The 15,774-nt window shown below is 68.4% G+C and carries 12 protein-coding genes; 3 read left to right on the top strand and 9 right to left on the bottom strand.

All coding sequences use genetic code 11. The annotated features are described in order from the left end of the window. Complete coding sequence (locus POL67_RS28810) at window positions 1-1,353, bottom strand: hypothetical protein (protein ID WP_271922789.1); 1,353 nt, start codon at window positions 1,351-1,353, stop codon at window positions 1-3. A 74-nt stretch (window positions 1,354-1,427) separates the two neighbouring features. Next, entirely contained in the window at window positions 1,428-2,801 is a 1,374-nt protein-coding gene (locus tag POL67_RS28805) for an alpha/beta hydrolase family protein (RefSeq protein ID WP_271922787.1), read from the bottom strand. A gap of 112 nt (window positions 2,802-2,913) precedes the next feature. Here POL67_RS28805 and POL67_RS28800 point away from each other — a divergent pair, with 112 nt between their 5' ends. Beyond that, window positions 2,914-3,573, top strand: coding sequence for a TetR/AcrR family transcriptional regulator (locus POL67_RS28800; RefSeq protein WP_271922785.1), 660 nt, complete (start codon window positions 2,914-2,916; stop codon window positions 3,571-3,573). Window positions 3,574-3,618: 45 nt separating this feature from the next. Here POL67_RS28800 and POL67_RS28795 read toward each other — a convergent pair whose 3' ends face one another. From POL67_RS28795 to POL67_RS28780, 4 genes are all read right to left on the bottom strand, one after another. After that, window positions 3,619-4,032: a VOC family protein gene (locus POL67_RS28795; RefSeq protein WP_271922783.1), complete on the bottom strand. Its 414-nt coding sequence runs from the start codon at window positions 4,030-4,032 to the stop codon at window positions 3,619-3,621. Then, a complete protein-coding gene (locus tag POL67_RS28790; RefSeq protein ID WP_271922781.1) occupies window positions 4,029-6,377 on the bottom strand; it encodes an eCIS core domain-containing protein in 2,349 nt (782 codons plus the stop codon). Before POL67_RS28790 ends, POL67_RS28795 begins: the two co-directional genes overlap by 4 nt. A 267-nt stretch (window positions 6,378-6,644) precedes the next feature. Continuing rightward, window positions 6,645-7,595 carry a hypothetical protein gene (locus tag POL67_RS28785; protein ID WP_271922779.1) on the bottom strand — a complete coding sequence of 317 codons (951 nt, stop codon included), beginning with the start codon at window positions 7,593-7,595 and terminating at the stop codon, window positions 6,645-6,647. Continuing rightward, entirely contained in the window at window positions 7,592-8,680 is a 1,089-nt protein-coding gene (locus tag POL67_RS28780; RefSeq protein WP_271922777.1) for an NHL repeat-containing protein, read from the bottom strand. Before POL67_RS28780 ends, POL67_RS28785 begins: the two co-directional genes overlap by 4 nt. Window positions 8,681-8,967: 287 nt before the next feature. Between POL67_RS28780 and POL67_RS28775 the strand changes: the two genes are divergently transcribed. Next, window positions 8,968-9,837 carry an SH3 domain-containing protein gene (locus POL67_RS28775; RefSeq protein ID WP_271922775.1) on the top strand — a complete coding sequence of 290 codons (870 nt, stop codon included), beginning with the start codon at window positions 8,968-8,970 and terminating at the stop codon, window positions 9,835-9,837. Between the two features lie 814 nt (window positions 9,838-10,651). Here the strand turns inward: POL67_RS28775 and POL67_RS28770 are convergent. From POL67_RS28770 to POL67_RS28760, 3 genes are all read right to left on the bottom strand, one after another. After that, the gene (locus POL67_RS28770; RefSeq protein ID WP_271922773.1) at window positions 10,652-11,980 is read right to left on the bottom strand and encodes a PAS domain-containing protein; all 1,329 of its coding nucleotides are present in this window, start codon (window positions 11,978-11,980) and stop codon (window positions 10,652-10,654) included. 324 nt (window positions 11,981-12,304) lie between these two features. Continuing rightward, window positions 12,305-13,243, bottom strand: a complete 939-nt coding sequence (locus POL67_RS28765) for an NAD-dependent epimerase/dehydratase family protein (protein WP_271922771.1) — start codon at window positions 13,241-13,243, stop codon at window positions 12,305-12,307. Beyond that, window positions 13,240-13,872: a methyltransferase domain-containing protein gene (locus tag POL67_RS28760; protein WP_271922769.1), complete on the bottom strand. Its 633-nt coding sequence runs from the start codon at window positions 13,870-13,872 to the stop codon at window positions 13,240-13,242. Before POL67_RS28760 ends, POL67_RS28765 begins: the two co-directional genes overlap by 4 nt. Before the next feature lie 58 nt (window positions 13,873-13,930). Between POL67_RS28760 and POL67_RS28755 the strand changes: the two genes are divergently transcribed. Then, window positions 13,931-15,754, top strand: coding sequence for a putative glycosyltransferase family protein (locus POL67_RS28755; protein ID WP_271922767.1), 1,824 nt, complete (start codon window positions 13,931-13,933; stop codon window positions 15,752-15,754). Window positions 15,755-15,774: the final 20 nt, after the last annotated feature.

The raw sequence follows: 15,774 nt of genomic DNA, 5'->3' as shown, positions 1-15,774 counted from the left end.
TCAGGGCGCGGCGAACCTCGCGAGGAAGATGTCGCAGTCGCCCGCGCTTTCGAGCGGACCCTGGCCGAGGTCGATCGTCCCGTAAAACGATCCCGTGATCGCCGCGGCCCCGACCCGGTCCACGGCGACGCCGCCCGCGAGGTCATAACCGGAATGCCCGATCGCGCGGCTCTGGACGTGTTTGCCCGTGGCGTCGTAGCGCGCGAAGTAGACGTCGGTCTGCCCGGCGCCTTCGAGCGCCACGCCGCCGAGGTTCAAGGCCTCGTTGAACGTCCCCGTCACGACGAGCCCGCCCCTGGGATCGACCGCGATCCGCGGGGCCGAGTCGTCCCATTCCGCCGAGGTGAGCCGGAACGTCCGGGTCCACACCTCGGCGCCTTTCGAATCGAGTTTTCCGAGGAAAAGATCACGGCCCTGGCTGGCGAGCTCGCCGCTGCCGAAATCGAGCCGACCCTCGAAGAGCCCGCCGAAGAGGATGCTCCCGTCGGCGTCGGCGGCCACGGCCTGGATCACCTGGTCCGCGACGTCGCCGAAGGTCTTCGTGAAGACGTGGTTGCCGTCTGCGTCGAGCTTCACGAGCACGGCGTCCACGCCGCCCGTGATCGTGGCCGGCCCGCCGCCGAAATCGACCGGCGCGAGGATCCCGCCGCCGAGGAGGACATTTCCGCTCCCGTCCACGGCGACATCCATGCCGGATTCGAGGCCCGCGCTGCCGAACGAGCGGGCCCAGATCGGCGCCCCGCTCCCGTCGAGCTTGGCGACGAACACGTCCGTCGCGCCCGCGCTCGTCAGCGTCGCGCCGCCGAGGACGAGCGTGCCGCTGTAGCTGCCCGTGACGACCAGCGTGTCGTCCCCGCCGGCGGCCATCCCGGACACGGTCGCGCCGAGCATGGTGCTGAAGACGGGCTTGCCGTCCGCGTCGAGCTTTCCGATCGCGGCACCGGCCGCGCCGGGAGGCGTGAGCGGGCCGCCGCCGAAATCCAGCTCCGATTGCGTGTTCACCGCGATCACCCACGCGCCCCCGCCGGCCGCGACGATCCGCGGGGCACCCTCCGAGGAGGCTGTTCCGAAGCGCACGCTTTTGCCGGGTTTGCCCTCGGCGTCCCACGTGGCGAATGCGATGTCGGTGCCGCCGGCCGAGACGAGGGGGCCGCCGCCGAAATCGACCGTCCCCTCGAACGTGCCGACGAGGGCGATGTCGCCGGCTTCGCTCGTGGCCACCTCGAGGCCGCGGTCGCAGCTCGATCCGCCGGCGCGTACGCTGAAGGCGTTTCCTGCGGGCGGCGGCGCCTCGGTCGTGGTGCAGGCGGCGGCGAGCGCCGCGCACGCGAGAAGCAAGGTCTTCGTGTTCATCACGCGTATCCTTTCGGAAGAAGGGGGCCTCGCTGGGCCCCGCGACCGGAAGGATACGCGTTTCTCGATGCCCCTCAGGGCGCGGGGAAGCCCTGGGCCAGGTCCGCCGGCGTGACCGGCGTTCCCCAGATGTCGCTCACGAGGGCGCTCGCGAGCTCCGGCCCGGGGGTCGCCTTCGTCGTCCCGAGATCGTAGGCGGCGACGCGTGGATCGAGCAGGTCGGCGAGCGCGGGCGCGGCGTACGTGATGTCCTTGCCGTCGACCTGGGCATCGTGGACCGTCTGGAAGAAGATACGCAGCGCGGCATCCTCGTAGTAGGCGAGCACCGCGTCGGATTCGTTCGCAAGCGAGCGGTGCAGGTGCAAAAACCCGAGGGTCCGCGACGACGGGAATCCGGGCTCTTGCTCCAGCGCGCCGTGGGCCAGGTGAATCGCCGCGTACTCCACGGGCGTGCGGCGGCGCCAGAAGAGCCCCCGCGCTTTTTCGCTGCACGCGGCCAGGAACGACTCCGTCTGCGTGACCGGCACCAGCGTGTCCCAGTCGTCCTGGGGGATCACCACGTCGCCGTCGAGCCCGGCGCAGAGGGCGTCACGCCGCCATGCCGCAAAAGCCGCCTCGTCTTCCGCCGGCGGGCCGCCCGTGGCCGCCTCGATGCGCCGCCGGTATCCCTCGAAGAAGCCGAGCTCGTCCTTGTACGGATACACGGCGGGGAGCGTGGTCATCCAGTAATCGTAGAGGTCGACGAAATCGGTCGGCGGATTCGCGGCGGTCACGGCGCGGATCGACTGCCCCGCCGGGCGCCTGCCGACGCCCGCGAGCGCCATGAACCCGCCCCACGAGTTCCCGTGGACGCCGATGCGCGATGGTTCGAAATCGGCCGCATGCGCCTCGATGTAATGGAACGGCGCGGCGGCGTCGGCGGCGTCGTCCGCGAGGGAGCCGCCTGCATAAAATCGGCCGAACGCGACGATCACGGCGTGGCCATTCAGGAGGTGAAAGGCCTCGCCCTGGATCTGCGTCTCTACGGACACGAAGCCATATGCGCACGTCTCGGTCGACGGCGGGTCGAGCGGCGCGTCCGTGTCCGGATAGAGCCCAAACGGCCCGGGGTTTTCGGTCGCGTGGCGGGTGTCGACCTCCTCGCCAGTCCAATCGATCCCCGTGTACGGCGCCATGTCGACGACGACCGAGGCCGGCGATTTCGCGGCGGGAATCACCATCAGATAACTCGTCCCGCCGTCGGAGCGATGCGCGGCGACGAGCGTGGCCTCGTAGGTCGTGGTGTCGATCGCCGCGCTCCGCGTGCCGATCGTTTCGAACGTGTACGTGAATCCGCCCGCGCCGCCGCCCCCGCCCGATCCCGCCGTGCCGCCGGCGCCGGAGGAGGGATCGTTGCCCCCGCACGCCACGAGGAGCCCGAAACACACGGCCCAGGAAAGGAAACGCATGGAGGGAACCTACCGCGAGCAGGGCGAAGGTGGAACGATGCCGACACCCCTCGACGTCACGACGGGATGATTTCGTTGACACAAACGAACGCTCGTTCAAAAACGGAAGCCCATGAGCTCCCTCAGGGCTTCACGTCTGCGCGCAGCAACGGCGACCCTCCCGCCGTCCTCCGTGCCCGAGGGCCCGCGACGGCGGATCCTGGAGGTGGCCTTGCAGCTCTTCGCGAGCGAGGGCTTCCACGGCACGTCGGTCCGCGACATCGCGAAGCCGCTGGAGCTGCAGCCGAGCGCGCTGTACGCGCACTTCCCCTCGAAGGAGCACGTGCTCGCGGAGCTCGTCCGCGTGGGCCACGAGGTGCACGCCGTCACCTTGCAGGCGGCGCTGCGCGACGCGGGCGACGATCCGCTCGAGCAGATCTGCGCGCTCGTCCGGGCCCACACCCTCCTGCACGCGACCTATCCGCACCTTTCGGTGGTGGTCAACGAAGAGATCTACGCCCTGACGGCCGATCTCGCTGCCCCGGCGCTCGCCATTCGCGCGCAATCGCTGGCGCTCGTCCGGGAAGTCCTCGTGCGCGGGGTGGCGATGGGACGGTTTTCCGTGCCCGACGAGGTGGCGACCGCCGCGGCGCTCTCCGCGATCGGCGTGCGCCTCCCGTACTGGTACGCGCCGTCCGAGGCGCTCTCCCTCGACGAGCTCGCCGACGTGCACGTCGAGCTCTCCCTTCGAATGCTGCGCGCCTACAGGAGCCCGGGCGGCCGGCGTGCCTGATTGCATCGCCCGCGTTGCGGTCGATGCAAAAAGGCCCGGGAGCCGTCACCTATCGGCTGCCGACAGGGCCCAGAGGTGGCCGAAGGGATCCCGCCATTGACCATAGGTCACACGCCCTCGATCGTCGACCACGCGCGCCTTGACCGTCCCCCCAGCATCCCCAGCACGCTCGAGCCACGCCTCCACGTCGTCTACGACGAGCTCGCATCGTGGGGTGGCGGCGTCCTCGTCCTCCACGTCGCCGGCGGTGGGCTGGGGGCCCTCGTCGGGGCCCAGGATGCGGAAGACGAGCGCACGGTTGCCCTCAGGGTAGAGCGCGTGGGGATCCGCGTCGTCAGCGTCGGCTTCGAAGACGCGGCGATAGAAGGAGAGGGCAGCCTCGATGTCATCGACCCGCAGCCGGATCACCGGCAATCCGGAGGGCTCAGCGGGGGGAGGGCTCGACGGGTTCATGCTCATCGTCCGCGTTTCGATAGGTTGATGGACCAGTGGGGACCGCGCCAAGTGTAGCTCGTATCCCCTTTGGCGTCGCAACATTGGCAGCCGAAGACGCTGACCGTGAGGTCCCGCCGCCCGTCGGGAATGCAGTGATAGGTCATCCCGGGAGCCCCGTTGCACGCCATGATGTCGTCGCGCTCCGTGAAGGTGCTGTTCTGGGAGCATGACAGCCGGGAGATGTTCGCGTGCCCTGCGCTGGCGAGGAAGCGTCGGACGGAGCTCTCGGCATTGGAGGCGCCGGTTTCGCAGTTGATCGCATAGGGGTTCCATGAGCGGCACTCTTCCCGCGGGTCGCGCCGGAGCTCGGGCTGGGGCTCGGCCTCGGCCTCGGCCTCGGGAAAAGGGGTGAGGCCTGGCTCTGGGGCGGTCTGCCGCTGACGCTGCCGGCGGGATGCCTCGATGAGGGGGTCGAGGACGGACGTGACGGTGCCCATCGGGAGCGTGCTCCCACTTGCCCAACCCGGCGGCGCGATGGGGTTTCCTGGAACCTGGTAGAAGCGCGTCGGAGTAAGCGGTACGTCCAGCGCCACGGCCTGGGGCATGGGAGCCGGCCGCGAGAAAGAAAACGGAGTCACGTCTTGCAGGGGAGCACCGAACGCATTCTGCTGGGCAAACAGGTCGAGCGCGAGAGTCCCCGAGACCTGCGGCGGCGAGCTTCGGACGAGCGGCACGACGTTCGGCGGGACCTCCGGTCCGCTCACCGGGGCGAACGTCATATCGTTCGCCGCGCTCGCGCTGCTGCCTGCAGGATCGTAGAGATTGCCACGCAGACCCGGTATCCGCACCATGCCTGGCGACCCTCGCGCGATCCAGGGGCTGCCTAGCGGATTTTTGAGCGCCGTCGCGGCAGAGACCACGAACATCGATGCATCTGCAGATATCTGTGTGATGCGAAGCAGGTCCTCCCCCCACATCCGCTCGATGATCCGCTTCACCCTCTGCTGGTTCGGTTTGTCCTCGGGAATGGCGTCGAGATGGACCTCCATCTTGCTCCCGTCAGGATAGGTGAAGATGACCCACTTGGACCACCCGCGGCGGTTGTCTTGCTTGTAGGTCGGCTGATATTCGTAATCGATGAATCCATCGGATTCCATGACGAATCCGTCCGGGTCCGGCCCCTTCGCCATCTCTGCAAAAAAGAGCTCGTAGTCCTTTGCGGTTGGGGACCCCCACAGTTTGCGCTTGTCAGCGCCGGGCACGGGCACCTCGGGGACGCCCAGCTTGCGCTTGAGCTGGTTGGTTGCCACCGTCAAGCCCTTATCCGAGAGCTTCGCTCGGGCGAACTTCGACAGCTCATCGCCCGGGGCTGTCAGGCGGCAATGCAGGTAGGCGGCGTCCTCCTTCGATGCTTGCGAGAGCAACTTGCGTGCATCCTCCATCCTCCCCTCCTGCGCCGCCACGCGATAGTTATAGGCGATCGCGCGAATCGGCCCGCAGTGGTCTTTGTCGGGCTGCCGCTGTACCAAAGATGGTCCGGCGCCTGATGCCTGTTGTCGCACGTGCACGAGTTCGTGCGCGAGCAGCCTTCTTCCATCCGTGGTTTCCGGGGAGTACTGCCCCCTGGCAAACACGATGTCCCGCCCGAAGGTGTAAGCGCGGGCATGGATGGCTTGTGCGGATTCTGCGGCTGCACTGTCGTGGTGGATCCGTACGGAGCCGAAGTCGTAGCCGAAGCGCGGCTCGAAAAAATCGCGTACATCTCTCGGCATGGGCGCTCCGCCCTGCTGGGTGGCGCGTGTGACATCCACGGCATCCAGGCTCGCCGCGGGATTCGTAGAAGGCACGCGCTTGGCGTAAATTTTCTCCTTGTCCTCCTCTTCGCATGCCGTGCATTTTCGTTGGATGGCGACGGGCGCTGAGCCCACGGGCGCCGAGCCCACGGGCGCCGGCTCAGCCATCCGCATCACCTTGTCCGCCACCTCGTCTGCCTCGCGCTCGTACGGATCACCCGAGGAACTGACGGTCGCTTTGCGCTGGACCGGCGGCGGCATGAGCACCGGCGCGAGCTTTGCGTTCTCGCCCGCGAGTCCTTGCTTGGCATCGGCACCGTTCGTGCTGTCAGAGCTACGCGGCGCGCTAGGCGGAAAGACAGGTATATCGAGGAACGGCCGTTGCCATGGTGCGAGAGGTAGCGGATCAAGGGATTGGCTATGATTCGAGCCTTCGGGCTGGGGCCGCGACTGCCATAGCTCGGTGCGAGTCCACCTGGTCATCCCGCGGCGGCTCAAAACGGACCACTCTTGCGTGGGCTTCGAGGTCGGACGAAGCGGCTCGGGAGCGCGGTGGTTGCGGTCGAGCATGGTCATGAAGAAAGCCTCGCTCTGGTTGTTGATCCATAGGTTCCGCCGCTTGAATCGCCCAACAACACAGGGAAGTCGGCGTCCCACGGTGATCTTAATATGGGAGAGAGTACCAGACGGATCTGGCGCACCGCAAGGTGTCCTGCACTGGGAACGCACGACATAGCTCAATCGTTCCCCCTTGCAGGGCGCAGCCCTGGACCTCTTCGTGCATCGACCGCGATGCGGTCGATGCAAAAAAGCTCGGAAAGCCTGCGGAACACCCTCTGAGCGCTAACCCCCGTCCTCGCCCTGCGCGAATCGCTCGATCGCCCGCACCTCGTCCTCCGGCAGAAACGGGAGCACCTCGTCCACCGCGCCCGGCTGCATCGGCGCCGCGCCGAGCCGGAGCGCCGCGGCCTTGCCGACGGCCGCCACGAGCGGGCTCGGGCTCATGCAAAGCGTCAGCACCTCCCGGAGAAGCTCCCGCGTCCCCAGCATGGCCGCGAGCATTGCCGCGAGTGGCCCCTCGTCCACGGCGCGCCGATGCCCCACGAGCGCTCCGCGCAGGATCGACGCCGTCTCGTGCCCCGGCGTCCGCGACGCCACCCCTCGATACCCCGCCGCCGGCATTCCGAGCTGCGTCGTGCCGTCGGGCGACTCCAGCATGCGCCGCGCCCGGCCCAAAAGCTCCGCGAACGTCGCCTGGGTCCCTTCGATCGACATCGCGCCATCGAGATCGAGCGCCACGGGCCGCTTCGCTGCCGCGACATACCCCGGGAACGCCACGGGCAGCACCGCGAGCGGCGGCGAAGCCGGACAAACGGCGCGATGGGTTTCGCCGTCGACCTCCACGAAAAACATGTCCACGGTGCTCTGCTCGCTCAGGATGACCGTGTGGTGCCGGAGGCTCGAAATCCGCGGCCAGGGCAGGACCTCCTCCAGGCCCTCGGGATCGAGCACGAATCCCCAGGGCTCGATCCGCATGGCCACGCGGTGACCGAGCGGGCTCTGCTGCCTGGCGCGCAGGAAGCCCCGCAGGCCCGCCAGGATCGGCGCTCCGAACAGGTACCAGAGCGCGCCCTGGGTGCCCAAGACGAGCGCCGTGCTCGCGCCCGTGAGGGCCAGCGTGCCCACGGCGGCCCGGATCCACGGCCCCGCCCCGGGGCCCGGTTCGAGATCCACGTGGCGCAGCACGTCGACGACGACCACGCGGGCCTCGGGACGGGCCAGCAGCTTGCTCATTGGCAATCGTATTTCTGGTAGCTCACGCCCTGCTCGGTCCGCACCGAATACACGACGCCGCCCTCGTCGAGCACCGCCATGTCGCGGAACGTCTCCTCCGGCATCGTATTCACGGGCAGGACGGCCGTGCCCGTCGGAATGCCCTTGAGCGGCTCGTGGCACGAAAGGATCACCGTCTCCTGGCCATTTTGCATGAGCAACGTGGCCAGATAAATGGTCCCGGTCTTGTCCGTGTCGAGGAGCAAGATCCCGCGGATCTCGCTCCCTTGCCGGTACTCGCGCGTGAATCGATGTTGCATCGTCTTCCGATCCACCGACGAGATGTACATTCGCCCGAGCTCGGGTTCGATGATGCCGGCTTTGATGTAGCTCAGCCCATCACGCGTCGGGCGGCCCGGGACCTCGATGCGATCCCCCGGCTGCCCGTCGGTCGTCCCAATCCGCAAAAGCGGGCCGTGCTCCTTTTCGACATACACGTCCTTGCCGTCGACGAACACCCCCGTGACGAACCCGAGCTCGTCGAGACCCTCGCCTTCGAGCGGCATCTCGCCGAGCACGCCGCCCTTTTCGTCGTACATGACGATCGATTTGCTGTTGTATCGATCCAGCACCGCGACCTGGCCCTCGTCGGTCACGGCCATGTCCTGCGCCGCCTCCTGCTCCTTCAGCGGGATCACGGCCTCGGGCTTGCCGTCCGGCCCGATACGCACGACCCGGCCATTGACCTGATCGAGCACGAACATGTTGCCTTTCGGGTCCATGGCGAGGCTCATCGGCGCCTCGGGGTTCGCCTCGTCGGGGCGCGACCGGCCGAGCTCATTCATCCGCGTCCCGCCCCACGTCGCCGAAAACACGACCTCCGGCCCTTTTTCCGGCCGCGCCGACGTATCCGCCACGATGGCCACGGCCGAGCCCGTAGGCCGCGCCGCGTCGTCCCGCGGAGGCCCCGACGCGGCCTTTTCGTGGCCCGGCTTGACCGGCCTCGTCTCCTTCGACGTCCCGTCGCCGGAGCATCCACGCGCCACCACCACGCCCGCGGCAAGCGCACCGAGAACGGCCACGAGCGCCACCACCTTCTTGCGCATGCGCCCGTTCTACCAGAGCCGCACACGCAAGGAAAAGCCCGCGCCAAACACCCATCCTGGATAAGAAAAGATCCACCCTGTGGGGGACGATCGATCCATCTCCAGGACACGCCATTCGCCCGGCGGGACCCCAAGTCGCCTCACGACGCCGCGCGCCGTTCCATCAACGCCGCAGTTTTCTCTCGTGCGTGTGGAGAGGAGGCGCGTCGAAACCCTGCGCGTGGCCATGGACGCGTCTGGCACGCGGCTTGTAGTATGGGTTTTTCACGTCCAGGAGCCAAAGCCCCATGAAGACCCACGCTCGCCGCCTGTCGCTGTCGATTGCAGCCGCCGCCATCGCCCTCGGAATGGGCATGCTCCCCGCATGCTCCGGAGACGACTCGTCCGAGGAGCTCATCGGCGCCAACGAAGATCTCGGCTCGACCAGCGAAGGCGTGGCCGGCACGATCGCTGTCGGCACGACCCTCAAATCGACGACGGACGTGAACCTCCGCAACGGCCCCGGGACGACCTACTCCGTTCTGCACGTGGTGCCCACAGGCGCAAAGGTGACGGTCGAGGCCGCCGACCCGAAGAACGGGTTTTACAAGATCAAGCACGACGGCACAGTCGGCTGGAGCTCCGGGAAGTATTACACGACGGTCTCCTCGGGCGGCAGCGGCGGCACGAGCGATCTCAGCACCGCGCAGCAGGGCGCCATCAATCGCGGCAAGTCCGTGAAGGGCTTTTCGTATTGGTGGGGCCACGGCCGCTGGAAGGCGGATGGGCCGACCTCGTCGACGAAGGGCTCCTGCTCCGGGAGCTGCCCGAGCTGCTCCCACAGCGGTTCGTACGGCGCAGACTGCTCAGGCTTCGTCGCCAAGGCCTGGAAGGTCCCCTCGTCGAACGACGACATCTCCGTGGACTCGCACCCCTACGGCACAATCCACTTCGTGAAGGACTCATCGAACTGGAAGACGGTCTCACGCTCGAACGTGAAGCCCGCCGACGCCCTGGTCTACAACTCCGGCGGCGCCGGTCACATCATCCTCTTCGAGAAGGGCGACGGCTGGGGCTCCATGTACGCCTACGAGTGCAAAGGCTGCTCCGCCGGCTGCGTCTACGGTCTGCGCACAGCCTCCTCGTCCTACAAAGCCATCCGCCGCGCCGGCTGGTAGTCTCCCTCGGGGCGTCGCGCCGGGGCGCTGCCCCGGACCCCGCGGGGGCTGTTCGCCCCTCGACCCGAACCAGGCACGGCCTGGACCGAAGGTGGAAGAACTGCGCGGTGCGCAGTTCTTCCAACGGGCCCGTGGCAAGACCATCGAGGTGGGTCTCGAGCTGGCGACGGGCACGCTGCCGGTTGTGCCTGCAGCGCCGAGCGGTCCAGGTGATTCCGCCAAAGATCCAGGCGCGCCACGTCCCGGGTCCACGCGCAGCTCCGTCGACTTCAGGCGCGCCGTCCTCGGCTCCGTGCGGCCGCCTTGGGAAGTCCACGCGTTCGGCGGACGGCCGCACGCGCTCCCGGCCGAACCCCACGCATGGCTTCGCCGAACCCCAACCGCTTGCCCCTCGGGTCCAGGCGCCGCGCGCACACCCCGCGCACGGTTCCGGGCCAGGTCCACGCGCTCCCCGGCCAGGTCCACGCGCTCCCCGGCCAGGTCCACGCGCTCCACGGTCAGGTCCACGCGGTCGGCGGTCAGCTCCACAACGTTCTGCATCAACCACACGTGGTCCCCGGTCAGCTCCACGCGCCCCTGGCTTGGGGCCATGTGCCTCTCCCATGGGGGTGCCCAATGGCGACGGGCACGTTGCCAGTTGAGCCTGCAGCGCCCCGGTCTCTGTTGGCAGGGTTGCTCCTGGTCTTACCAGCGGCTGTTCGATGAACTGCGCGGAGCGCAGTTCATCGACCCCGAGTCCAGCGCTTGCGCTGGTCCGGGTCCAGGGGCGGACAGCCCCGGTGGGGTCTGGGGCAAAGCCCCAGCGCAACGGCCCTCAGCGAGCCCTCGTTTTCCCCGCGGTACCATTGCGGGCTCGCATCGCGTGGGCGATCCCGGCCTTGAGCGTTCCTTTCGTCACGATCGAGCCGAGCTCGGCGCCGAGCTCGACCAGGGTCCGCGCCACTTCTGGCCGGATCCCGGTCAGCACGACCTCTGCTCCGAGCAGCCCCACGGCCTTTGCGGCCTTCACCAGCAGATCGGCCGTCTGCGCTTCGACCTGTGGCACGCCCGTCACGTCGAGGATGACGGCGCGCGCGCCTGTTTGCGTCACGCCTTCGAGCAGCGTCGTCAGCACTCGATCGGCGCGCCGCTCGTCGAGCCCGCCTACGAGCGTCATCGCGAGCAGGTCGTCGTCGATCGGCACGAGTGGGGTCGAGAGTGCGAGCAGGCTGTCTTCCTGCGCCTTGAGCAGCCGCTCCCGGAACTCGGCATCTGCGCGATCCATCTCGGCGTGCTTCAGGTCTGTGATGTCCATCGTCACGCCGCGCAGGCCGATCGGCGCCCCGGACTCGTCCCAGATGGCCGTCATCCGGCAGTTCACCCAGAGCGTCCGACCATCCTTGGTGATCCAACGATAGGCCGACGAACCGCTCCCTTCTACTGCGGTGCGCTCTGCGTCGGCTTTGGCCAGCTCCTGATCCTCGGGGTGAACGAGGTCGCGCCAGAAATTCGGATTTCCCCACTCCTCGGCCGTGTACCCCGTGATCGGCAGGACTGCGTCGCTCACGTAGTTCATCCGGTGCCGGCCGGGATCATCGACGAAATAACTCTCCCACACGACGCCGGGGACGTTCGCGACGAACCCGTCGAGCCGCTGATGGAGTGCGCGTTCTTTGAGCAGGGCTTCTCGCGCGTTTTGCTCGGCGTGGGCGCGACGGTCCACGTCGAACATCACGCTGTGGAGCTTGGCTGGGCGCCCTTCCTCGGCCGGCTCGTACAGGAAGTGCGTATCGACCCAGATATGACCGCCACCCTTGCGCATCATTCGATGCGGCGCGAGGTGGGACTCTCCGTCCTGGAGAAATCGCATCGCTTCTGCGTTTGCCTGGGCTCGATCGTCCGGGTGGATGATCGATGTGAAGAAGTCGGGCGTGCTCATGCAGTCCTCGACCGAATAACCGAGCAAGGTTTGCAGCCCGATCCCGCCGATGAACGTGGGTCGAAACGCGCCTGAGGGCCCTTGTTCGAACTCCAGTACGATGCCGGGCACGAGCGCGATGAGGTCCTCGAGCGCTGCGGCGCGCTCCTCTGCGAGCCGCGCCCGCTCTTCTGCTGCCGCGAGCTCGGCGCGCAAGGACTCGATCGTATCGTTCGTCTGCCCCATGGTCTGGCTGCTCCTCCGGTAGCGTGCGACCCTACCAGAAATCACGCAAACGCTCGGGTTTTTTCGGCTGTCCGTGGGGTCGCAGACGGGGGCCGCGGCGCGCGTGACGGATCGCGGACGAGCGTGCGCCGCTCGCAGCGTGGCTCGCCTGCTTGGTGCACATGGGGCGGGCGGCATCGCGTGTGCATTGACGGCAAGCCGAGCACAAGGTCCTCCGGACCCGCGCCCGAGGGGGCGTCCCCGCGCGCCGGATCTCGCGTCGAAAGTCGCGTCCTCCGATGGGGACGCCCCCCTTTTTTTTCGCGTGAAGGACGCCTCGACGTCCTAGCCGAAGACCTCGCGTGCCAGCGCCTCGACGGCCATGCGGACGGCATCGTCACTGGAGTGACGCACCCGGAAGCCGAGCGCTGCGAGCTTGTCCGGGCTCATCGACGAGCGCGGCACGTCGCCGGGCCAGCCGCGATCGCCGCCGGTGAAGCGGATTGTCGCGTCGGGGTAGGGGGAGGCCTTCACGCAGAGCTCGGCGATGCGGGCGACGGAGGTCTGGTCGGGCGGGGCGAGGTTGTAGAGGCCGAGCTGCTCCTTTCCGTGATCGAGCCCGAAGAGCATGCCGTCCGTGCAATCCGAGACGTGGAGATAAGGCTTGGATTGCCGGCCGTCGCCGAGCACTTCGAGCTCGGTCTTCCGGTCGCGTAGTTTCTTCAGGAAATCGAGCGCGGCGCCATGCGTCCCGCGGGGGCCCACGACGTTGCCGAAGCGGAAGATCGTCGCGTGCAGGCCGAAGCACTCGACGAACGCGCTGATCAGCGCCTCGCCCGCGAGCTTGCTCGCCCCGTAGAGCGAGATCGGCAAGTGCCCGATGTGGTCTTCTTTGCACGTCTCCGGCGTGTCTCCGTAGACCGTGCCCGACGACGAGAAGACGAGCCGCCCCACGCGCGCGCGGCGCATCGCTTCGAGGACGTTGTACGTGACGATCGTGCCCTGCTCCAGGTCGAGCCGCGTCCGCTCCAGGCCCCAGCGCGCCTCGGGGTTCGCCGACAGGTGGAAGACGACGTCGTGGCCCGCGGCGGCCGCGGTGAGCCGTTCGAGGTCGAGCGCGTCCGCCTCGACGAGCGTCACGCGCCCCTCGGCGAGGTGTTCCTGGAGGAACGCGCGTTTCCCGACGGAAAGATTGTCGTACACGGTCACGGGCCCCCGCGTGGCGAGCCGATCCACGAGGTGACTGCCGATGAACCCGGCGCCGCCGACGACGAGCGTCTTCATGCGTTCTCCATTCCTTGGACGTGCTCGATCCGTGCCGCGAACTGAAGCTCGTCCCGTGTGACGAGGCGCATCGGCGCGTCGTGGATCCGCAGCGGCCAGCGGAGCTCGGTGATGCGCCCGCGTGCCGCCTGCACCAGGTCGATCCATTCGGCCGGCGAGAAATAGGTCCCTCGCACGAGCACGCCTGCCTCCGCGTTGCCCACGACGTCCATGGCCAGGAGCAGGGCCTGCGAGACGGGGCCGAAGCGGAAATGATCCTTCACGACCACGGCGCGGGCGGCCACGCGCAAGCACTCGGCGAGCACCTCGCCCGGCGCCTCGCAATGGTGCAGGACGTCGGAGATCGTGACGATCTCGAACGCGCCGTCCGGGAACGGCAGGCGCCGCCCGTCGTAGGGGACGACCTCGATCACCGTGTGGGGACGAACCAGCACGTCCACGCCCGCGACGCGGCTCGCGCCCACGCGTTTGCCGACGGCGGCGGCGATGGCCCCGTCGCCGGCGCCCACGTCGAGCAGCGACCGCGCGGGGCCTGCGAGTGTGGCGAGCGCGTCCGTGATGCGCTCGGCCCGTGGGAGCGTCACGGCGCGCCGGTGCAGCGCGAACAGGGCCTTCGGGATCCCCAGCACGGACGGCGGCTTAGCCGAGGCAGCCCGGCGGGGCAACGTGCTAACGTCCGCGCCGCCCGTGGACAAGCCCGCTCTTTCCCTCCCGCGTCGCCTCCTCGCTGCCGCGCGGCGTGATCCGCCCCGCGCCGCTGCTGCGCTCCTCGCGGGCCTCTCGATGCTCGTGGCCGTCGTGGTGGTCGTGCTGCCGTGGCTCCTCAAGGCACACACGTTCGGCTTCCACGACTGGGACGTGCAGACCTCGCACCGCTACCTCGTCAAGACGAGCCTGCTCGATCACCACGAGATGCCCTTCTGGAATCCGTACGCATGCGGAGGATTTCCGGCCTGGGGGTACGTCGAGGCGGACACGATCCTCGTCTCGCCGTGGCTGCTCGCCTATCTGGTCTTGCCGATGAACCTCGCGATCCGGGTCGAGGTCGTGGGCATGGCCTTGATCGGCGCGGCGGGGGCGTATGCGGCCGGATCGCGGTTCACGAAGAGCCACGGGGCGCGGGCGCTCGTGGCGGCGCTCTGGGCGGTGAACGGGCGCTGGGCGCTGCAAACGGCCTCGGGCCACACCTGGCACCTCGCCTACGCGTTCCTGCCGTGGGCGCTCTTCTTCTTCGAGCGCGCGCGAAAGACACCAAACCGCGCCCTCGACGTCGTCTTGCTCGGCGCCACGTTCGCCGCGCTCGTCTACGCGGGCGGCATCTATCCGCTCCCGCACACGGTGCTCGCGCTGGGGATTTACGCGATCGTGGTCGGCGTGCTGGAGAAGAGCGCGCGGCCGCTCGTGGTGCTCGGCGCTTCGGGCCTGCTCGGCGTCTCGCTCGCAGCACCAAAACTCTTCCCGATGCTCGACGTCTTCGGCAAGGCGCCGCGGCTCGTGCCCTCGACCGAGGCGATCGACATGGGCGCGCTCTTCACGATGCTGACGGCGCCGGATCAGGGCTTTGGGTCGCGGCCCGTGCGCGTGCCGGCGTATGGGTGGCACGAGTGGGGGATGTACATCGGGCTGCCCGGCGTGCTGATCCTCGCGCTCGCGCTCTTGCTCGTGCAGGGCAAACGGGAGGCGGCGCTCAAGGTGGTCGGCGCGCTTTTTGGGCTGCTCGGGCTCGGGGCGTTCCACCCGAACGCGCCGTGGACGCTCTTGCACGAGCACGTGCCGGTCTTCCGATCCCAGCACGTGCCGTCGCGGTTTTTGTATCCGGCGGTGCTCGTCCTCGCGATCGTGGCGGCGAGCGGGATCGGGCGGCTCGTGGAGCGGGCGGGCCGGCGGCGGCCTTGGCTCGACGCGGCGCTCGCGGCGCTCGTGTTCTTGATCGGGATCGACGTGGCGCGCGGGGCGCAGAAGCCCATGGCGCAGTCGATGTGGATGGTCCCACCCGATCACATCCCTGCGGACAGGCCCTTTCATTTCGAGAAAAACCCGCCGTTCCAGTACAAGCAGCGCGACTGGGCGGGGCCGATGTACCTCGCGATGCTCGGCAACACGGGCGTGCTCGATTGTTACGGCGCGCCGCCGTTCGAGCGGAAAGGCGCGCTCGCGTCGGACGATCCGCGCCACCAGGGCGAGGTGTTCGTCGCGGAGGGGCCGGGCACGGCGAAGCTCACGCATTGGAGCCCGAACGGCGCGACGATCGAGCTTGCGGGCGCGGAGGCGGGATCGCTCGTCGTGTACAACATGAACTACGACGAGGGCTGGCGGGTGTCGGCGGGCAAGGTGGAGAACGTGGACAACCGCGTCGCCGTGCGCCTGCCACAGGGCGTGACGACGCTCTCCTTGGTGTATCGGCCGCCGGGGTTCCTTGCGGGGTTTTTGGTTGGGCTCGCGGCGCTCGTAGGCGCCATTGCGATGGTGCGCGCCGAAAAACGCGAGGACGAGGGGAAGGTGCAGGGATGAGGTGGTGGCCACGTGGTCTA

Source organism: Polyangium mundeleinium, assembly GCF_028369105.1.
Lineage (GTDB): Bacteria > Myxococcota_A > Polyangia > Polyangiales > Polyangiaceae > Polyangium > Polyangium mundeleinium.
Note: the sequence above shows the minus strand (reverse complement) of the source record. Positions and strands in the feature narration are given on the sequence as shown.